General features: G+C 45.2%; 20 protein-coding genes and 1 riboswitch. Of the genes, 15 read left to right on the plus strand and 5 right to left on the minus strand.

What is annotated here, in order from left to right; translation table 11 throughout:
• Positions 1 to 135: 135 nt before the first annotated feature.
• The 10 genes from yhbH to R5H20_RS05130 all read left to right on the plus strand — a co-directional run bounded on the left by yhbH (position 136) and on the right by R5H20_RS05130 (position 8,679).
• Positions 136 to 1,305, plus strand: coding sequence for a sporulation protein YhbH (yhbH, locus tag R5H20_RS05085; protein ID WP_006636564.1), 1,170 nt, complete (start codon positions 136 to 138; stop codon positions 1,303 to 1,305).
• Between the two features lie 340 nt (positions 1,306 to 1,645).
• A complete protein-coding gene (locus tag R5H20_RS05090) occupies positions 1,646 to 2,278 on the plus strand; it encodes an HlyD family secretion protein (RefSeq protein WP_006636565.1) in 633 nt (210 codons plus the stop codon).
• Positions 2,279 to 2,364: 86 nt separating this feature from the next.
• Positions 2,365 to 3,909: a DHA2 family efflux MFS transporter permease subunit gene (locus R5H20_RS05095; protein ID WP_087962489.1), complete on the plus strand. Its 1,545-nt coding sequence runs from the start codon at positions 2,365 to 2,367 to the stop codon at positions 3,907 to 3,909.
• A 16-nt stretch (positions 3,910 to 3,925) separates the two neighbouring features.
• On the plus strand, positions 3,926 to 4,456 hold the full coding sequence (locus R5H20_RS05100; RefSeq protein WP_006636567.1) for an NAD(P)H-dependent oxidoreductase: 531 nt from the start codon (positions 3,926 to 3,928) through the stop codon (positions 4,454 to 4,456).
• A gap of 12 nt (positions 4,457 to 4,468) precedes the next feature.
• The gene (locus tag R5H20_RS05105; protein WP_029419090.1) at positions 4,469 to 4,813 is read left to right on the plus strand and encodes a hypothetical protein; all 345 of its coding nucleotides are present in this window, start codon (positions 4,469 to 4,471) and stop codon (positions 4,811 to 4,813) included.
• 130 nt (positions 4,814 to 4,943) lie between these two features.
• Positions 4,944 to 5,714 (plus strand): hypothetical protein, encoded by a 771-nt coding sequence (locus R5H20_RS05110; RefSeq protein ID WP_006636569.1) that lies wholly within the window; start codon positions 4,944 to 4,946, stop codon positions 5,712 to 5,714.
• 5 nt (positions 5,715 to 5,719) lie between these two features.
• Positions 5,720 to 6,100 carry a GntR family transcriptional regulator gene (locus R5H20_RS05115; RefSeq protein WP_006636570.1) on the plus strand — a complete coding sequence of 127 codons (381 nt, stop codon included), beginning with the start codon at positions 5,720 to 5,722 and terminating at the stop codon, positions 6,098 to 6,100.
• Positions 6,090 to 6,791 (plus strand): ABC transporter ATP-binding protein, encoded by a 702-nt coding sequence (locus tag R5H20_RS05120; RefSeq protein ID WP_006636571.1) that lies wholly within the window; start codon positions 6,090 to 6,092, stop codon positions 6,789 to 6,791. The genes R5H20_RS05115 and R5H20_RS05120 overlap by 11 nt, the downstream gene beginning before the upstream one ends.
• Before the next feature lie 30 nt (positions 6,792 to 6,821).
• Positions 6,822 to 7,757 carry an ABC transporter ATP-binding protein gene (locus R5H20_RS05125; protein WP_006636572.1) on the plus strand — a complete coding sequence of 312 codons (936 nt, stop codon included), beginning with the start codon at positions 6,822 to 6,824 and terminating at the stop codon, positions 7,755 to 7,757.
• A complete protein-coding gene (locus tag R5H20_RS05130; RefSeq protein ID WP_006636573.1) occupies positions 7,738 to 8,679 on the plus strand; it encodes an ABC transporter permease in 942 nt (313 codons plus the stop codon). The genes R5H20_RS05125 and R5H20_RS05130 overlap by 20 nt, the downstream gene beginning before the upstream one ends.
• A gap of 106 nt (positions 8,680 to 8,785) precedes the next feature.
• Here R5H20_RS05130 and cspB read toward each other — a convergent pair whose 3' ends face one another.
• On the minus strand, positions 8,786 to 8,986 hold the full coding sequence (gene cspB / locus R5H20_RS05135; RefSeq protein ID WP_003155376.1) for a cold shock-like protein CspB: 201 nt from the start codon (positions 8,984 to 8,986) through the stop codon (positions 8,786 to 8,788).
• A gap of 331 nt (positions 8,987 to 9,317) precedes the next feature.
• Positions 9,318 to 9,433: riboswitch (SAM riboswitch) on the plus strand.
• Positions 9,434 to 9,530: 97 nt separating this feature from the next.
• Here cspB and R5H20_RS05140 point away from each other — a divergent pair.
• The 4 genes from R5H20_RS05140 to R5H20_RS05155 all read left to right on the plus strand — a co-directional run bounded on the left by R5H20_RS05140 (position 9,531) and on the right by R5H20_RS05155 (position 13,537).
• Complete coding sequence (locus R5H20_RS05140) at positions 9,531 to 10,535, plus strand: methionine ABC transporter ATP-binding protein (protein ID WP_029419085.1); 1,005 nt, start codon at positions 9,531 to 9,533, stop codon at positions 10,533 to 10,535.
• 1 nt (position 10,536) lies between these two features.
• The gene (locus R5H20_RS05145) at positions 10,537 to 11,187 is read left to right on the plus strand and encodes a methionine ABC transporter permease (RefSeq protein WP_006636575.1); all 651 of its coding nucleotides are present in this window, start codon (positions 10,537 to 10,539) and stop codon (positions 11,185 to 11,187) included.
• Between the two features lie 18 nt (positions 11,188 to 11,205).
• On the plus strand, positions 11,206 to 12,021 hold the full coding sequence (locus tag R5H20_RS05150; RefSeq protein ID WP_006636576.1) for a MetQ/NlpA family ABC transporter substrate-binding protein: 816 nt from the start codon (positions 11,206 to 11,208) through the stop codon (positions 12,019 to 12,021).
• Positions 12,022 to 12,151: 130 nt separating this feature from the next.
• The gene (locus tag R5H20_RS05155) at positions 12,152 to 13,537 is read left to right on the plus strand and encodes an L-cystine transporter (protein WP_006636577.1); all 1,386 of its coding nucleotides are present in this window, start codon (positions 12,152 to 12,154) and stop codon (positions 13,535 to 13,537) included.
• Positions 13,538 to 13,580: 43 nt separating this feature from the next.
• Here R5H20_RS05155 and R5H20_RS05160 read toward each other — a convergent pair whose 3' ends face one another.
• From R5H20_RS05160 to R5H20_RS05170, 3 genes are read right to left on the minus strand one after another with little or no spacing between them, the layout of a single operon-like run.
• Positions 13,581 to 13,928 carry a hypothetical protein gene (locus R5H20_RS05160; RefSeq protein ID WP_224254467.1) on the minus strand — a complete coding sequence of 116 codons (348 nt, stop codon included), beginning with the start codon at positions 13,926 to 13,928 and terminating at the stop codon, positions 13,581 to 13,583.
• 48 nt (positions 13,929 to 13,976) lie between these two features.
• Positions 13,977 to 14,423, minus strand: a complete 447-nt coding sequence (locus R5H20_RS05165) for an alpha/beta hydrolase family protein (protein ID WP_254726455.1) — start codon at positions 14,421 to 14,423, stop codon at positions 13,977 to 13,979.
• 7 nt (positions 14,424 to 14,430) lie between these two features.
• Entirely contained in the window at positions 14,431 to 15,669 is a 1,239-nt protein-coding gene (locus R5H20_RS05170) for an alpha/beta hydrolase family protein (RefSeq protein WP_254726451.1), read from the minus strand.
• Positions 15,670 to 15,930: 261 nt separating this feature from the next.
• Here R5H20_RS05170 and R5H20_RS05175 point away from each other — a divergent pair, with 261 nt between their 5' ends.
• Positions 15,931 to 16,521, plus strand: coding sequence for a YhcN/YlaJ family sporulation lipoprotein (locus R5H20_RS05175; RefSeq protein ID WP_006636579.1), 591 nt, complete (start codon positions 15,931 to 15,933; stop codon positions 16,519 to 16,521).
• Between the two features lie 1,005 nt (positions 16,522 to 17,526).
• Here R5H20_RS05175 and R5H20_RS05180 read toward each other — a convergent pair.
• The gene (locus R5H20_RS05180) at positions 17,527 to 18,183 is read right to left on the minus strand and encodes a spore coat protein (RefSeq protein ID WP_006636581.1); all 657 of its coding nucleotides are present in this window, start codon (positions 18,181 to 18,183) and stop codon (positions 17,527 to 17,529) included.
• Between the last annotated feature and the right edge of the window lie 440 nt (positions 18,184 to 18,623).

Here is an 18,623-nt window from a genome sequence, read left to right on the forward strand (position 1 = left end):
ATTTTCATAATTGAATGTCAAAAGTCATCAGCATGCCGCATAGGATAGAAGTAAACATTTTTTAAGACTTGTTTCACAGGAATTGGCATACGGAAAACTCCTGTATTAGGGATTGATCAATAAGGAGGGGAATTCATGTCCCACAAAGACAACGGCCATTTTATCATTTCTCAGGAAGACTGGTCCCTCCATCGAAAAGGGTATGATGACCAACAGCGCCATCAGAAAAAGGTGCAGGATGCGATAAAAAACAATCTGCCTGATCTGATCACTGAAGAAAGCATCATCATGTCCAACGGCAAGGATGTCGTCAAAATACCGATTCGGTCATTAGATGAGTACAAAATCCGCTATAACTATGATAAAAATAAACATGCTGGACAGGGAGACGGTGACAGCCAAGTCGGAGATATCGTGGCGAGAGACGGCGCAGACAGAAGAAGCGGCGCCGGAAAAGGGCAGGGAGCAGGCGATCAGGCCGGCGAGGATTATTATGAAGCGGAAGTTTCGCTCATGGATCTGGAAGAAGCGCTTTTCAGCGAGATGGAGCTGCCGAACCTTCAGCAGAAGGAGCGCGATGACATTGTCGTTGAAGATATTGAGTTTAACGATATCCGCAACACAGGCCTGACAGGCAACATCGATAAGAAAAGAACGATGCTTTCGGCGTATAAGCGCAACGCGATGACCGGGAAGCCGTCATTTTATCCGATTTTTCCGGAGGATCTGAAATTCAAAACATGGAATGACGCGGTTAAGCCGGAATCGAAGGCCGTCGTTCTGGCGATGATGGATACGAGCGGTTCGATGGGCGTCTGGGAAAAATATATGGCGCGCAGCTTTTTCTTTTGGATGACACGCTTTTTGCGGACAAAGTATGAAACGGTTGAGATCGAATTTATCGCCCATCATACAGAAGCGAAAGTCGTCTCTGAGGAGGATTTCTTTTCAAAAGGGGAAAGCGGGGGGACGATTTGTTCGTCCGTCTACAGAAAATCGCTCGAGCTGATGGAGGAAAAATACCACCCGGCCCGCTATAATATTTATCCGTTTCATTTTTCCGACGGCGATAATTTAACATCTGACAATCCCCGCTGCGTCAAGCTCGTCGGCGAAATTATGGAAAAAGCGAATTTGTTTTGCTATGGCGAAGTCAATCAGTACAACAGGCATTCAACTTTAATGTCAGCCTATAAAAATATAAAAAATGAAAAATTCAAATATTATATTTTAAAACAAAAAGCTGATGTGTTTCAAGCGCTGAAAAGCTTTTTCAGCAATGAAGAACGGCATCAATATACGTAGCATTACAAACCAGGCCTCTGTAAACAGAGGCTTTTTTATGTGGAAAATATTAAAACTGAATTTTTTAAGACAATTTTATTGACATTCTTGATTACTTTAACTAATATTTAATCTTGTTAACTATTTTAATTTGTTGGATAGGGGTGACATGTATTTTACGAATTCCCATCTTTCTTGCTCAGTTTTGAGCAACTTTAACAAAGGAGCTCAGTACACGTCCGGTCTATTTCTGGGCGGGAAAAGGGGCATGTAAAATGCAAATTTGCATAAACCGCTGATCAAAAGCAATGATCTGACGGTTATCTAAAAAATAGAAGGAATTTGAAAGGAGAAATAACAAATGAGCAAAGGACGTTTAATTGCTACCAACATTATCGGACTTATCATCGTGCTTGCCATCATAGCGGGAGGCGCGTATTTCTATTATGACAGCATCAGCTATGTCAAAACAGATGAAGCCCATGTGACAGGCGATATGACAACAATCACTGCGCCTGCTACAGGAAAGCTGACAGACTGGGATGTTACAGAAGGAACAAAAGTATCTAAAGATGAAAAAACAGCGAAAATCAAAGGCGAACAAACGGTTGATGTGAAGTCCATCATGGACGGAACAATCGTGAAAAACGAAGCGAAAGAAGGACAGATCGTACAAGCCGGCCAAACGCTTGCCCAAACGATTGACATGGACCACCTCTATATTACAGCAAACATTAAAGAAACAGACCTTAAAGAAATTGAAAAAGGGGATAAAGTAGACATCGTCGTCGACGGTGATCAAGGCACTACATTTGAAGGAAATGTCGAAGAAATCGGCTATGCAACAAATTCGACATTCGACCTGCTTTCCCAAAGCAATTCAAGCGGAAACTACACAAAAGTAACGCAAAAAGTACCTGTGAAAATTTCAATTAAAAACCCATCTGATAAAGTGCTTCCGGGTATGAACGCATCAGTGAAAATTTCTAAGTAACCGGAGGGTAAAAAAACAGCGAAAGGAGGATGTCATAAGTGGCTTCTCAAAACAAACAAGGTAATGCCTCACTGCTTATTATATTAATGGCCGGCCTATTTCTGGCCATTTTGAATCAGACGCTGCTTAATGTGGCGATGCCGCACTTGATGACGGAATTTAATGTGAGCGCCACGACCATTCAATGGCTGACAACAGGATACATGCTTGTCAACGGTGTTTTGATTCCTTTATCAGCTTTTTTGATTATGCGGTTTGGCGGCCGCAGTTTATTTTTGACCGCGATGCTGCTGTTTACGATCGGAACGCTGATATGCGGGATTTCACCCAACTTTTCAACGATGTTAATCGGCCGTCTTATTCAGGCTGCCGGCGGAGGAATCCTTCAGCCGCTGGTGATGACAACCATTCTGTTCATTTTCCCTCCGGAAAGCCGCGGGAAAGGAATGGGAATCTTCGGCCTTGCGATGATGTTCGCTCCGGCGGTCGGTCCGACTTTATCCGGCTGGATCATCGAAAATTACGACTGGCGGATCATGTTTTACGGACTCGTGCCGATTGGCGTCATCGTGATCATTTGCGGATTTTTCTTATTTAAAAATATGACTGAACCTAAAAAAATCAAGCTTGATCTCGCGGGAACGCTTCTTTCCATCATCGGTTTTGCATCATTGCTTTACGGTGTAAGTGAAGCGGGCTCCGACGGCTGGGATGATCCGATCGTTCTTTCCACTGTTATCATCGGTGCGATCGGCATCATTGCCTTTATCGTTCAGCAATTGAAAGTGAAAGAGCCAATGCTTGACTTCAGGGTGTTCAAATACGATATGTTTTCATTGTCAAGCGTAATCAATGCGATCATCACGGTTGCGCTGTATGCGGGGATGTTCCTGCTACCGATCTATTTGCAGAATCTGGTCGGGTTTACGGCGCTTCAATCAGGTTTGTTAATGCTTCCGGGCGCGATCGTGATGCTTATTATGTCACCTGTGTCAGGAATCCTGTTCGACAAAGTCGGACCGAGACCCCTGGCGATCGTCGGCTTATTGATTACTGTTGTGACGACTTACGAATTTACGACGCTTACCATTGATACGCCGTATATGCACATCGTACTCATTTATGCGATTCGCGCATTCGGTATGTCAATGCTGATGATGCCGATTATGACAGCCGGCATGAACCAGCTGCCGAAACAATTAAACAGCCACGGAACGGCTATGTCGAATACGCTGCGTCAAATCAGCGGTTCAATCGGTACAAGCTTGATTACGACGATTTATACAAACCGTACGACATTCCACTACGCATCAATGGCCGATCAAACGAATACGGCTGATCCGACATTTATGCACACATTGCAGTCAACGATACAGTCCGTCGCGCAATCTATGCATATATCTGCCGAACAAGCCCAACAATATGTTGTGAAATACCTGGCAGGACAAGCCCAGCTCAATTCCAACGTCATGGGCATTAATGACGCCTTTATGTGGGCGGCCGGACTCTGCCTGGTCGGTCTTGTATTAAGTCTGTTTTTAAGAGATGTCAGAAAAGACAAGGAACGCAAGAAAAGCAAAGCGGGAGAGCTGACTTTGCTGCCGGCTCCAAAAGAAGCAAAAGAGTCTTAAACCAGGAGGTTTTAATATGAAAATCTATGTTGTTTATGACAGTGAAGGCGAGCATACGAAAAAATTAGCCCAATCCATCGCTGAAGGCGCTGGAGAAACAGAAGGAGCAGAGGTGCTGATCGACCATGTCAGCCAGGCGGACATCAGAAAGCTTGAGGATATGGATGCGATCATTTGGGGATGTCCCGGCCATTTCGGCACGATCAGCTCAGGTTTAAAATCCTGGATCGACAGATTGGGCTACCTTTGGGCCGAAGGAAAGCTGATCAACAAGGTCGGAGCAGTCTTCTGCACAACGGCAACGACTCACGGCGGACTTGAAGCGACAATGCTCAATCTGATCACCCCGATGCTTCATCAAGGAATGATGGTTGTCGGTTTGCCTGGAAATGTGCCGGAAAATGCTTTATACGGATCATATTACGGAGTGGGCATTACCTGTCCGGTTGACAGCGATGAATTGATTTCCGAGGAAGGTCTTGAACTGGGACGGGCTTTGGGCAGACGTGTCACACAGGTGACAGACCGTTTTGTCAACGGGCAGTAAGGAGTGGTTGATATGACCATTATTTTGACCATTATAGCTGCAATCATCGTCATTATCGGTCTTATCGTGTTTAATGTGCGATCTGCATCTCCGGGTAAAGACGAGCCTGAACAGCATGAGGCGGAGTCCGCCAGGGCTGGGGATGTCCTCGAGGCGCCGCAGCCTGAAGAACCCGTGAAAGAGACGCTTGAGCGCGCTTCTGAAGATGACCGGTATGTCATGGATGATCAGACATACCGGAAGACGCTGCAAAAGCTTCATCAGCCTAAAGAACAGCATCAGCCTGAAAAAACGCAGATGGATGACATGGACTATAGAAATGCATTAAAATCCATGCAAAAGCGTAAGCAGGATTAAAAGCAGATTCGCTGAATATCAGCGGGTTTGCTTTTTTTATGGATTTTTTTACACATTGATTGTATTTTCTTCTGTACCAGTGTACTATTGATGTAGTACACTGGTACAGAGATATAGGGGAGGGTATCGTTTGAAATCTTTCAGCGGTTTATTTAAAAAAGATTTGCTCATCTCAAGATTTTGGTCTGTGACATGGATGTTTTGTATGCTTTTGGCGATCTTTGCAAGCTTTGCGTTTGCTCATTATACAGGCGAACCAATGGCGCTGTTCGGGGCTTTTGTCACCATCTTGTTGTTTCATTCTCTGTTTTGCCCTCTCATGATCATCAGCCAGCTCCGTTTAGAAGGAAAAACGCAGCTATGGCTCTACAATCCGAACAAGGGTGCGGTTTTGCTGCTGTCAAAGCTTGCGGCAGCCGCCGTTTATCAATTGGCTTCCCAGGTGATTCTGTTTATGTTCGGCTTGATTGTGAGAGGCTTTCTGAGACCTGTAGCTGACAGTATGTTTTCTGTTTCAGATTTGTTTCTTGTCAACATCGCGGCTTTTTTAGAATCAGTGTTTTTTGCCATATGGGTGATGTTTTTATGGACGATATATGAAGCTCTCAGAAAATATCCCGCTATCAAAAAAATCCGCTGGCTTATTCCTTTATTCATCTACAATGCCTATGGATTGCTGGAGGGGCTGTTCATCAAGAGCGGACTGTTCGAGTCTGCACAGAAGTTTTGGAGCCTTTCCTTAAAAATGAATTTCAAATTTCACTACTATCAAGATTCGGGATGGACCGTTTCATTTTCCAAAATTGATCTTCCGGGTGTTCTCCTGCTGTATTACGCAGTGTTAGGCTTCTGTCTCTTCTATTTCTCCGGCAAAATACTTGATAGAAGAGTTGAGGTGTAAATGTGATGGCGAATGATTTTTCCGCTTCAAAGCCGATCTATAAGCAAATTGCCGAACAGCTTTTAAAAAAAATGGTCCGCGAAGAGATTAAGCCGGGAGAAAAACTGCCTTCCGTCCGGGAACTGGCTGTGCAGACGCAAGTAAATCCGAATACGATTCAAAGGACCTACAATGAAATGGAAAGGATGGGAGTCGTGGAGACCAGGAGGGGACAGGGAACGTTTGTTGTGGAAAATACGGAAGTGATCGATGAGTTGAAGCGGGAGATGCGGGCTGAGGTCATCGGACAATTTGTGCAAAGCATGGAAGAGCTCGGTTTGTCTAAACAGGATATGCTGTCCGAACTCGACCGTTATTTGCAGAAAGGAGATCCAAATGAACATTGAGCTGAAAAACGTCACGAAAAAGTACGGCACAGGCTATGCACTCAAAGGCGCCGATCTGTCTTTGTCTCCCGGCAAAATATATGGATTGGCCGGACCGAACGGCAGCGGCAAATCAACAATCTTAAAGCTGATCACAGGCCTCTCTTTTCCGGATTCGGGAACGGTGTTGATCGATGGCAAGCCGGCGGCGCGGAACTTGACGGGAAGCATCGCCTATTTAACAGAGCTCGATATGTTTTATGATCCTTTCCGTGTAAAGGATATGATCGATTTTTATGGAAGCCAGTTTGCCGATTTTCAGCGGGATAAGGCTTTTTACCTTCTACAAGAAATGAAAATCGATGAGGATAAAATAATCGGAAAGCTTTCCAAAGGAAACAGGGGCAGGCTGAAGCTGGCGCTGACATTAGCGCGTGATGCACCGGTTCTGCTCCTTGACGAACCCCTTTCAGGCCTTGATCCAATGGTCAGGGAATCGATTGTAAAGAGCCTTCTCACATACCTGGAGCTTGAAAAGCAGACGGTTATCATTGCCACGCACGAGATTCAGGAAATCGAACAGATTTTGGATGAGGTGATCGTCGTCTTCAACGGACGGATTGAGGAAAAAAAGGATGTCGAAGAACTTCGTGAAGAATCCGGATTGTCGCTTTTACAATGGCTTAAACAGTTTATCGAAGAAAAATCATAATTCATCTTCAAATGGCGGGAGGAGAAGTGTGTGGAAACACTGCTGCAATTAAAAAACGTCTCAAAAACAATCAGAGGAAAGAAAATTATCGATGGATTGAGTTTTGACGTGCGCGCCGGGGAGATCTTCGGCTTTTTAGGGCCGAACGGCGCCGGCAAAACGACAACGATCAGGATGATTGTCGGCCATATGAGCATCTCCGCCGGGGAGATCGCCGTGTGCGGAGTAAGCGTAAAAGACCATTTTGAACAGGCTGCCGGCCATCTCGGAGCGATCGTTGAAAATCCTGAACTGTATAAATTTTTAACGGGATATCAAAACCTTCAGCAATACGCGCGCATGACAAAAGGCGTGACAAAAAAGAAAATTGACGAAATCGTCGAGTTAGTCGGACTGAAGAACAGAATCCACGATAAGGTCAAAACATACTCTTTAGGTATGAGGCAAAGGCTCGGTCTCGCCCAAAGCCTTCTGCACGATCCGAAGCTCTTGATCCTTGATGAGCCCACAAACGGTCTTGATCCGGCCGGTATTCGGGAGATTCGTGATTATTTGCGGAAGCTGGCAAGGGAAAAAGGTATGGCGGTCATCGTTTCAAGCCACCTGCTTTCAGAAATGGAGCTGATGTGCGACAGAATCGGGATCATTCAAAACGGCAAACTGCGCGACATTCAGCAAGTACATGTCCCTGCCGCCGATGAGGAAAAACGCTATTATATTCAAGCTGACGATACTGAATCCCTGATACGGCAGGCCGCGGCTTTCGGGGATATGAAAATTGAAAAAGCGGAAAACGGCATTGAGCTCAGCCTCCGGAAAGACGATGTGCCTGATTTTATTAAACATTTAACCGACAGCGGGGCCCGCTTATATGAAGTAAAAGCCGTTAACAAATCATTGGAAGACAGATTCCTGGAAATCACCGCAGATAAGGGGGAGGCTCAGCATGTTCAATCTCATCGTTAATGAATGGATCAAGATTTTCAACCGAAAAGGAACATACTTCATGATCGGGATATTGCTGCTATCTGTGATCGGATTGGGCATTCTGACAAAGACGATCGGAGAGACAGATCAAAACGCAGACTGGAAAAAGGAACTGGCGCAGGAAAATGCGGATATGAAGGAACAGCTTAAAGGAGTCAGCAATCCGGCTCTTGAAAAAAGCTACGAAAGATCGACCGCGATTAATGAGTATCGAATCAAGCATGATTTGCCGGAAGATGGAAAGTATTCGGCACTGTCGTTCATCAGCGATGCCAGTGATGTGATCTCCTTCGCCGGACTGTTTGTGATTACGGTGGCGGCGGGAATCGTTGCGAATGAATTCAGCTGGGGAACGGTGAAGCTGCTTGTCATCCGGCCGATCAGCCGCTTTAAAATTCTGCTCGCAAAATATGTAACAGTCCTGCTGTTTGCATTGGCTTTGCTTTTCATATTGTTTGCAAGCGCGGGCATTACAGGTCTTGCTTTGTTCGGAGCGGGTGATGGCAGCCAGGTACACTTGGTGTATGCCAACGGAAGCGTTCAAGAAAAAAGTCTTTTATTGCACCTGGCCGGCAGCTATTTGCTGAATTCAATCTCGCTCTTGATGATGTCGACCATGGCCTTTATGATTTCAGCGGTTTTCAGAAACAGTTCACTTGCTGTAGGCATTTCGATTTTCCTTTTAGCTGTGGGCGGTACGGTAACAAATCTTCTCGCAGTAAAATTTGACTGGGTGAAATACATCTTATTTGCCAACACAGATCTCACCCAATACTTTGACGGAGTTCCGCTTGTTTCAGGAATGACGCTGGGATTCTCGATCGCGGTGCTGGCTGTCTATTTTATCGTTTTTCAAGTGCTCGCCTTCGGTGTATTCACAAAGAGAGACATCGCTTCATAAGCCGCAAAAAAGCCTCACGCCTGTTTTCCGGGCATGAGGCTTTTTTAAAATAAAAGACTGCTGACATTCAGTCAGCAGTCCCGTATGAAGATCAGCGGTTCACAGCTTACGCTTTTGTTACGTTAGCAGCTTGCGGTCCGCGGTTTCCTTCAACGATTTCGAAAGATACAGATTGGCCTTCTTCCAAAGTTTTGAAGCCTTCGCCTTGAATAGCAGAGAAATGAACGAATACATCGTCTTGTCCTTCAACTTCGATGAATCCGAAACCTTTTTCAGAGTTGAACCATTTTACTTTACCTTCTAGCATGAAATTTCCTCCTAAAGCGATAACGCTTAAATTCACTATTCTTGCTCTAAAACAAACTTCCAAGACGAAAACTCTTACAAAACTTTCTTCTTAAAGATAGTTCGAACAAAAATAATTACCTTTACTTTACCAGTGTTTAAGCGAAATTACAACTGTTAAACGCAATTTTTTTGAAAAAATATGCGGCGGCAGATTTTTCTTAAAACAGCAGGCGTTCATACCGGTAAAAGTTTTGATTCGGGCTGTGCTATCTTCCTGAAATTTTTAAATATTCAATTGACAACACCTCAAAGAAGCTGTAAAGTTAGGTAAAACTTCATACACAACATACTTCTTATTCAGAGAGGCGGAGGGAATTGGCCCTATGAAGCCTCGGCAGCGGGTTCTGTGCGAAACAGAATACTGTGCCAACTCCAACAAGCCGATATTAGGCTTGGAAGATAAGAAGAGCGGATGCACTCTATTTTACCTGAGTCTAAAGGCTTCTTCTTATTTTCAAAAGAGGAAGCCTTTTTTGTTATTCAAAAACAGCGGAGGGATGACCATGATTACATTTCAGGGAGTTGAAAAGGTCTATGACAGAGGCGGAGAGAAAATCCGGGCGCTGAATGGCATAGACCTTCATGTTAATAAAGGAGACATATACGGTGTGATCGGATTTAGCGGAGCGGGCAAAAGCACGCTGATCCGCTGCGTTAATTTTCTGGAAAAACCGACGGCGGGAAAGGTTTTGGTAGGCGGTCAGGATTTAACGTCCTTGTCGAAAAGCGAAATACGTTCTGTGAAACGGAAAATCGGAATGGTTTTTCAGCATTTTAATCTTTTAAATTCGAAAACGATTTTTGCGAATGTGGCAGCGCCGCTGGCGCTCGTGAAAACGCCGAAAGCCGAAATCAAACAAAAGGTGACAGAGCTGCTTCGGTTTGTCGGTCTCGAGGACAAAGCCGGCGCCTATCCGGATCAGCTTTCAGGAGGGCAGAAACAGCGGGTCGGCATCGCACGGGCACTAGCGACAAATCCGGAGGTTCTGCTTTGTGATGAAGCGACCTCTGCGCTTGATCCGCAAACGACGAGCGACATTCTCAAGCTGTTAAAGCGCGTCAATGAACAATACAACATCACGATTCTGTTAATCACCCATGAAATGAATGTCGCAAGGGAAATTTGCGACAAAGTCGCGGTGATTGAAAAAGGAAAAATCATTGAATCAGGCAGCGTATTTGACGTTTTTTCCGCTCCGAAAACGGAAACGGCCAAAAATTTTATCCGTTCGGCCATTGATCATGAGATTCCCGAGTCGATCCAAAAATTAAATAAAAAGCATCTCTATCAATTTCAATTTGTCGGGGAATCATCAGAAAGGCCGTTGCTTTCCCAAGTATCAAAGCGTTTCGATGTTGATGTTAATATTCTACACGGAACGATAACGGAGCTGCAGGGAATTCCTTTTGGAAGCATGACGGTCGAACTGCAGGGGGAGGACGGTGAAATCAGGCGGGCGCTCGATTTCGTCGCAACAGAAAACATTCGAGTCAAGGAGGTTAATTGACATGCTTGTTACATATGGCCAAATCATCGACGCGCTGGTCGAAACGATTCAAATGACGATTTTCTCGCTTCTGTTTTCAAGCATTATCGGTATTCCGCTCGGGATTCTCCTCGTTGTGACAAGAAAGGGGCATCTCCTCGAAAATACAGCGGTTTTTACGGTGATTAATGTCATCATCAATATTTTCCGATCTGTTCCGTTTATCATCTTAATGGTCGCTTTGATTCCGATTACGCGGCTGATTGTGGGAACTTCGATCGGGACATGGGCGGCGGTTGTTCCGCTTACGTTTTATGCCGGACCGTATATCGCAAGGCTTGTCGAAAATTCGCTGCTTGAAGTGGAGCCGGGGGTGATTGAAGCTGCCGAAGCAATGGGAGCGACGCCGCGGCAGATCATTTTCCGGTTTTTGATTCCGGAAGCACTTGGTTCTTTAGTGTTAAGCTTTACAGTTGCGACTGTAGGCTTGGTCGGGGCTTCAGCGATGGCAGGAGCAATAGGCGCCGGCGGGCTTGGGGATTTGGCGATTACATACGGCTACCAGAGATTTGATACCATGACGATGATCGTGACGGTGGCGATACTTGTCATTGTTGTTCAAGGATTGCAGTCATCAGGGAATGTGCTGTCCAAAAAATTAAGAAGACGATAAAAAGAGAGGTATGCAGCTATGAAAAAATTTGCTTTTATTACGATTTTTCTTTTCATTATAAGTGTGTTTGCCGGATGCTCAAATTCGGAAAGCGGAACCATTAAAATCGGTGTCAGCGGGACGGATACAAGGGTATGGGATTATGTGAAGAAAAAAGCCGAAAAGGAAGGCTTGAAAATTGAAATCGTCAAATATTCGGACTATGTTCAGCCGAATATGGCCTTGGCAAGCGGAGACATTGACGCAAACGCCTTTCAGACGATATCCTATTTCAATTCATTTAAAAAAGAGCGCAATCTTGATTTATCACCGGTCGGGACGACAATCATCGCGCCGATGGGCATTTATTCGGATCATTACAAATCGGTTAAGGACATTCCAGACGGCGCAAAAATCGCAGTTCCGAGTGAAGCGACAAACATGGGAAGAGCGCTTCTTCTCCTGCAGCAGGCCGGTTTGCTGCAATTGAAAGACGGCTTTGACGGCAATGGTACGCTTGATGCGATCAAGAAAAATCCCAAGAAGCTTGAGATCACGACAGTAGCCGCAGAACAGACGCCGCGGGCGCTTCCCGATGTTGCTGCCTCTGTCATCAATAACGGAATCGCGGTCGATGCCGGGCTGAATCCGGTCAAAGATTCGATTGAGCTTGAAGACGAAACAGCTACGCCGTACATCAATATCATCGCCGCCAGAACAGAAGACCGGAACAGCGAAGATTTACAAAAGATTGTCAAATTGTATCAGTCTGACGATACTGCCGAATTTATCAAAAAAGAATTCAAAGGAGCTCAGCTTCCAACGTTTGTTCCGCTTAAAGAAATCGGGGAATAACAACTTTTCGCCGTGCTCCGATCATACGATTGTAAAGAATGGTGAATATCGTTAATTCCTACTTGACCAATAAGCTTTATTATACTATAGTTTTCTAATGTAAAAAAATTCTGGGGGTGCTTTTGTTATTATGGCATTTTTCGTTATTATAAATATTCTCGTCATGCTTGGCCTGATGGCGCTCCTTTATATGATGCAAAAAAAACATGTTTCGTTTTCCAAGAGAGTGTTTACCGCTCTGGGGCTCGGAATTGTCTTTGGGTTTGCTTTGCATTTTATATATGGTTCGTCTTCAGAAACGCTGACTCAGACATCAGATTGGTACAACATTGCCGGCAGCGGCTATGTCAAGTTTTTGCAGATGGTTGTTATGCCGCTTGTTTTCATCTCGATTTTAGGGGCTTTTACAAAACTTAAATTGACAAATAACATCGGGAAAATCAGCGGCCTTATCATCGGCATTCTGATTGCAACGACTGCTGTCGCCGCGGCGGTGGGAATTGCATCAGCGCTTTCTTTTGATCTCAAGGCCGTCCATGTTGACCAGGGCAGTGCAGAAACTTCGAGAGGCGCTGAATTGGAACAAAAATCGCAGGCGATGGAAGCCAAAACGCTTCCTCAGCAGATTGTCGAGCTGCTACCGGGAAATCCATTCTTAGACTTTACGGGGGCAAGACCGACATCAACGATCGCGGTCGTTATTTTCGCCGCAATTCTGGGGATGGCATACCTTGGCGTCAAGAAAAAACAGCCTGAGCAAGCAGAGCTCTTTAAAAAAATGGTTGATGCCGTCTATGCGATCGTCATGCGTGTTGTGACACTGATTTTGAGGCTGACACCTTACGGGGTATTGGCGATTATGACAAATACGATCGCCACAAGCGATCTCGACAGCATCGTCAAGCTCGGGAAATTTGTACTCGCGTCTTATGTGGCGCTGATCGTGATGTTCATCATTCATTTGCTGCTGATTACAATCAGCGGACTGAATCCTGTGACATACTTGAAAAAAGCATTGCCGGTGCTCATTTTTGCGTTCACTTCAAGATCAAGCGCAGGCGCTTTGCCTTTGAACATTAAAACGCAAAGAAGCCTCGGTGTTCCTGAAGGAATCGCAAACTTTGCCGGTTCATTCGGCCTGTCGATCGGCCAAAACGGCTGTGCAGGGATATATCCCGCGATGCTTGCGATCATGATCGCGCCGACGATTGGCCAAAATCCGCTTGATCCGTCATTCCTCATCACCGTGATTGCCGTTGTTGCCATCAGCTCTTTCGGTGTAGCAGGCGTCGGCGGCGGTGCTACATTTGCGGCGCTTCTCGTCTTATCGGCTTTAAATATGCCGGTTGCGCTTGCAGGATTGCTGATTTCAGTCGAACCGCTCATCGATATGGGGCGTACGGCACTTAATGTCAGCGGCAGCATGACGTCCGGCCTTGTCACAAGTAAGGTGACAAAGGAGCTTGAAACAGACACGTATCATGACCGCACAAATATTATCGAAGCTGAAATCTAAAAAAGGACCCGCACCGCTTGTTTAAGCGTGTGCGGGTTTTTTGCTAATATGTGCGGTTTGTTTGGCTCCACGGCTGCTCGTCATGAAATGGCGCATTAGTTTGATTTGCGGTCGTGAAGCTTGATGAATCTTGATTGGCGTTATGATCCGCCTGATGCTGTGGGCTGCCTTGACCGCTTTGCATTTGGCTTCCGGGATTGAATGCCTGCTTGATCAAATCGGCCGGATTCATCATCATGTCTTTCGCTGAGCTTTTCAGACGCTGTCCGTTTATTCGGCCTGCAAACATGCTTGCGACCCTCTTGCGGATTTCCGATGAAAAAGCCATCGTCAGCGCGGCAGATCCGAGAACTAAAACAGCGGGGTGAATGCCGGTTCTTCTTCTGAACAAATGGTTAACCTCCTTTTTATGTATTACCATCCCCCGACCGTCTTTGTTTTATTCTAAAGCTCCGGCGGCAGCGCTTAACCGGTGTTTTTCAAAGAAGCTGAAAATAGCGGTAAAAGCCATCACTTTGTTTTCCTGTTTGGAAAAGCCGTGCCCCTCATCTTCCATGACAAGGTAGTCAATATCCCTTCCCAGATCCTTCAGCTGGTCTACAATCTGGTCGGATTCTTCCTTGACAACGCGGGGATCATTTGCGCCTTGGATGATCAGCATCGGCCGTGTCATATTCTCGAGATATGTGATCGGAGAATCGGCTGTCATTTTTTCCTGATCGCGCTCCGGATGTCCGACCCATTTCTCCATAAGAGGGCGCCAGAACGCCGGAACAGATGTGTAAAACGTAAACAGGTTGCTGGTTGCTGACCCCGAATATATCAACGACAGCACGGAAATACTCGGGATGTCTCCCGTGCAGCAGCAGTGCCATATATCCGCCAAAGCTGCCTCACATCAAAAACAGTTTATCCCGCTCGGCGAGCTTCTGGTCGATCAGCCATTCAATTCCGTACACCATGTCGAGACGCGGCCCTTCTCCCCAATCCTGCTCGACCATTTGATAAAACGTGTAGCCGTAGTTCGCAGAGCCCCGGAAATTCGGCGCGAACACTTGATAGCCCATTTTTGCAGCGATTTGAAAAATATCATAAAACCTGAGGTGTTCATAGTGCTGCGGACCGCCGTGCGGCCATATGATCGTAAAACCGTTTGCATCCTGAGGATCGGGCTTAAACAGCAAGCCTTCGATCGGCAGTCCGTCAAAGGACGGATAAACGACTGTTTCCGGATAAGAAAGGTCATCTTCAAAAAAACCAGGGACCGCATGTTTTGTTAGCTGCCGCCATTCGGCTTCGTTTTTTGTTTTCACATATATATTGTTCGGTTTCGTCGGTGTTGATCCGAGAATGTACAGCGAGCCGGATGGGGCGCAGACCATCTTGGCGATAGAAGAACATGGGCAATCTACAGAACGGCTGTTTCCCGTTTTTGTGTCATATTGGAACAGCACATCGTTTACGCCTTTTTTTTCAACAATATAAAGGTATTTTCCTTCCTGATCAGCCTGAATGGCTGTCATTTCCGTTTTGTCTATCGAGAAGAGCGGGGTGAATGTATCAGTAGAAATGCTGTATGACGCAAGATATGAAAATTCGGAATCGTAGTTCGTTGTTACATATAGCATGTCGTCTGATGGAAAATATGATGAATATACCATGTGCGGTTTTTTTTCATCAGGAACGACCGGTCCTGCTTTTCCGTCAGAGGTTTGAATCATACAGACCGAATGGCTGTTGACGAAGGATACGTGGATACTTGCGGCTTTCCCGCCCGGACTGACATCGCTGAGCAGTGATGTTCCATCCTTTCCTCCAAAAACAAGCCGTTCTTCTCCTGTCTGCAAATCGTATCTGTATGTATTTAAAAAAGTGGGATTGCCGCTGGAAGATGAATAATAAACAGCATCCTTCACTGGGACCGGCTCAAAATGGCGGTCTTTTTGATTTCCGTTCAACAGCTGCATCTCCCCGCTGTTAGATCGAATACGGTATAAACTGCTTTTTTCATTGCCGTCATAGTCAAAACCGGCAAAAAGTTCTGAACCATCTTCACAGTAGGCGATTCCGTTTGAATTTTGGTTCAAAAAGGTGAGCTGATAAGGGTATGGATGAGGAAGTCCATCGCCCACAGATTGGATTTTCCATTGTTATTTGTGTCAAATACAAGCTGCGTTTCTTCGGGATGAACCGCAAAATCCGTAATCCGCAAAACATGAAATATCTTTTCCGCCTTCTGCAAGCCATCAGTCCGTTTCAATTTGTACAACCCCGATTTTTTTTAGATCATTACTATGATAGCAGAATTTGGGTTTGGAAATTGATCTTTGTACGAATAAATCACAGAGAAAAGAAAAACCTAAAGGTAAATATTTAAAGGAGGCATTTTGTTCATGTTAAACAAGAAAAAAAGCGTGATTGCTGCTTTACTTCTTCCGTTTTTGTTCGTCGCCGGATGCGGCATGGCGAATCAGGGAGAAAACGGCCGCAATAACGACAATGTAAGAAACGTAACAAACAGAGATAATCGCGATGCTTATGACCGCAATGGCTTAAATAATGTCACAGATGTCAATGACGCAAATAATGGGAATAACGCGAATGATGGGAATAACGCAAATTTTGTCAATGATGATAACCGCGATGGAAACAATATGAGAGAAGCTAACGATATCGCCGACAAGATCACTGACATGAAAGAAGTCAACAATGCGTCTGTCATCGTGACAGACAACAATGCTTATGTGGCGGTTGTTTTGACGGGAAATAAGCAAGGGGATGTTACACAAAGTTTGAAAAAGAAAATTTCCGATAAGGTCAAAGCAACAGACAAAAGCATTAATAATGTCTATGTTTCCGCTAATCCGGATTTTGTTGACAGAATGCAGGATTATGGAAGAAGAATTCAAAATGGCGAACCAATCAAAGGTCTGTTTGACGAATTTGGCCAAATGACCCGCAGGATGTTCCCTGAGCAAAAATAACCGCGTTTTTTAAAAAGACCGTCGATCCTTACCATCGCGGTCTTTTTTTTATTTTTTCCGAACGCACACTTTTACATATCCCTGCATAAGGTAAGAGATATACTCTTAAAATGGGGGTATAGCCCGTGGGGAAACATATAAAAGCGGCTCTTGTGATCATGGCGGCGGGGATGTTGGCTGCGGCTGTCTGGCATGTTTTTTTTCATCAAGACCAGGCAAGCCGGATCGCGGTTACAGCCGGCAGCGCCGAAAAACGGGAATTGCTGAAAACAAAGAACATGACCCGTCACCAACATGCCAGTATCTATTATTCAGATCAGGAAAAGCCTATATTAGAGCTGACAAAGGAGACGCTGACATATGCCGATGATCTTAATCGGGCCATTTTTGGCCAGTCCCGCTTTCACGGTATTGATCTCGTCTTTTTCTCAAACAGCAAAGAAATTGAAGCATTTTCAAAGCTGTCAGATATCACCGGCTTTTATTCTGAAGAAACGCGCATCATCGGATTGCTCCCTGAGGATAGGGAGCAGCTTTTCAATAATGATGGGTTTGCCGTCTTTCTTTATAAGCGGGTGTTGATTCATGAATATACCCATTACGCTTTCCATGAAAAGCTCAGGGAGCTCGGTTCAGAACCGGAGGATTACCCGCTCTGGTTTCATGAGGGTGTCGCGGAATGGTCCACCGCACACGATTCTGCCTATACACGGACTTTGCCGTCTGTCGTGCCCCTCGCTAAATTGAAGACTGACCGGCAGTGGCAAAAGATGCGCGATGATTCTGAATCGGACATATATTTACAGAGTTTTTATATGATTGATGAGCTTGTCAACAAAAAAGGCAGAGGCATCATCCTCGATATTATGAAAGAAACGGCGGAGGCAAAAAATTTTAAAAAGGGCTTTAGAGCTGCCGTTCATCAAGAATTAACGGAATTTGAAAAAGAATTTAAACAAAAATACGAAAAAACGGCATTGCGGGTTCCAATGCCGTTTTTCTTTATTAATGAATCGGTCCCTGCTGTCCGGCTCCCTTGTTCGGCGGCATTTGCATTTGTCCCTGGACAGGTGCATAGGCGGAAAGCATTTTTTGCATGTCCTGCGGAGCGAGCTGAGGAACCTGGTAATAGCCGTGTTTGTTTTGATAAAGAAACACTTCATAGGCCATTTCAATATAGTGAGGAATTTGATCCGCCAGCACTCTTCGGCAGACCGGATTTGTCACCTCAGGAGCCGCCATTGCGAGGGCGGAAGTGCATGATTTAAGAAGTCCGAGCATAAAGCTGCTGATACAGGCATCATCAATGGCTTCAGGCGATTGTTTCGGCTTTTTAGGCTGTGTTTCCTTTAAGCCATATACGAATTGGCGATCCTGTTTCATCATATAAGTCGCTGTTTCCTGGCTTGGCTTTTGTCCTGTCCGGAAGCACTCGGCCGTAATGTTGTACTGCGACAAAATAAACTGGTGCTGTCTGTTTAAAATATCCAGAAGCTCCGGATCTTTGACATGCTGTCTGAACATCATATATTGCTCGAGCGCGCCGATCATGCCGGACATCACTTCGTGCATGTCGAAAATTTCGTGGCCCCCGTGATTCATATGCTGCATTCCTTCGTTTCCCTGATTGATTTGCATTTGTTCCTGGTTTTGCTGATCCATAACGAAATCCTCCTTCTATTTAGTACGCCAGTTATTTTTTGTCTGTTCCTGCATTTTTATTCAAAAAAGGAGGAAACGCATGGAATGGATTTAAAGGGATTTTATACAAATCGTCGAATAAATTAGTTCAGAAGAACATATTGTGGGTTTTATTTTCAAAAAAAGGGCAGCGGAGAAAGCAGGGAAGCAAATGCTTAAGCAAAAGCCCCCCTGCCTCATGCCCGCAAAACATACTGGCGGACCTCCCGGATCTTAAAGCGGAGTTCTGATGGCCATGTCAATTAACACGGCCGCCTTCAGGCGGAGCTTTGAGGAGATTTTCTCTATAATGTGAGGCGGTCTTTTTGTAAGAGATCGGCATTTATACGAAATGATCGTATCCCAGAGCATAGCGAAATTCAGGCTGCCGCACGAAAAGCGCTGCTGCATGTTAAGATTCG

Origin of the sequence: Bacillus sp. KICET-3, assembly GCF_033261025.1 — a bacterium.
In the GTDB taxonomy this organism is placed as follows: Bacteria; Bacillota; Bacilli; order Bacillales; family Bacillaceae; genus Bacillus; species Bacillus sonorensis.

Excerpts from the sequence above, each read along its gene's own strand:
- yhbH (WP_006636564.1), top strand. The coding sequence starts at position 136 with ATGTCCCACAAAGACAACGGCCATTTTATCATTTCTCAGGAAGACTGG.
- R5H20_RS05090 (WP_006636565.1), top strand. The coding sequence starts at position 1,646 with ATGAGCAAAGGACGTTTAATTGCTACCAACATTATCGGACTTATCATC.
- R5H20_RS05095 (WP_087962489.1), top strand. The coding sequence starts at position 2,365 with ATGGCCGGCCTATTTCTGGCCATTTTGAATCAGACGCTGCTTAATGTG.
- R5H20_RS05100 (WP_006636567.1), top strand. The coding sequence starts at position 3,926 with ATGAAAATCTATGTTGTTTATGACAGTGAAGGCGAGCATACGAAAAAA.
- R5H20_RS05105 (WP_029419090.1), top strand. The coding sequence starts at position 4,469 with ATGACCATTATTTTGACCATTATAGCTGCAATCATCGTCATTATCGGT.
- R5H20_RS05115 (WP_006636570.1), top strand. The coding sequence starts at position 5,720 with ATGGCGAATGATTTTTCCGCTTCAAAGCCGATCTATAAGCAAATTGCC.
- R5H20_RS05120 (WP_006636571.1), top strand. The coding sequence starts at position 6,090 with ATGAACATTGAGCTGAAAAACGTCACGAAAAAGTACGGCACAGGCTAT.
- R5H20_RS05130 (WP_006636573.1), top strand. The coding sequence starts at position 7,738 with ATGTTCAATCTCATCGTTAATGAATGGATCAAGATTTTCAACCGAAAA.
- cspB (WP_003155376.1), bottom strand. The coding sequence starts at position 8,986 with ATGCTAGAAGGTAAAGTAAAATGGTTCAACTCTGAAAAAGGTTTCGGA.
- R5H20_RS05140 (WP_029419085.1), top strand. The coding sequence starts at position 9,531 with ATGATTACATTTCAGGGAGTTGAAAAGGTCTATGACAGAGGCGGAGAG.
- R5H20_RS05145 (WP_006636575.1), top strand. The coding sequence starts at position 10,537 with ATGCTTGTTACATATGGCCAAATCATCGACGCGCTGGTCGAAACGATT.
- R5H20_RS05150 (WP_006636576.1), top strand. The coding sequence starts at position 11,206 with ATGAAAAAATTTGCTTTTATTACGATTTTTCTTTTCATTATAAGTGTG.
- R5H20_RS05155 (WP_006636577.1), top strand. The coding sequence starts at position 12,152 with ATGGCATTTTTCGTTATTATAAATATTCTCGTCATGCTTGGCCTGATG.
- R5H20_RS05175 (WP_006636579.1), top strand. The coding sequence starts at position 15,931 with ATGTTAAACAAGAAAAAAAGCGTGATTGCTGCTTTACTTCTTCCGTTT.
- R5H20_RS05180 (WP_006636581.1), bottom strand. The coding sequence starts at position 18,183 with ATGGATCAGCAAAACCAGGAACAAATGCAAATCAATCAGGGAAACGAA.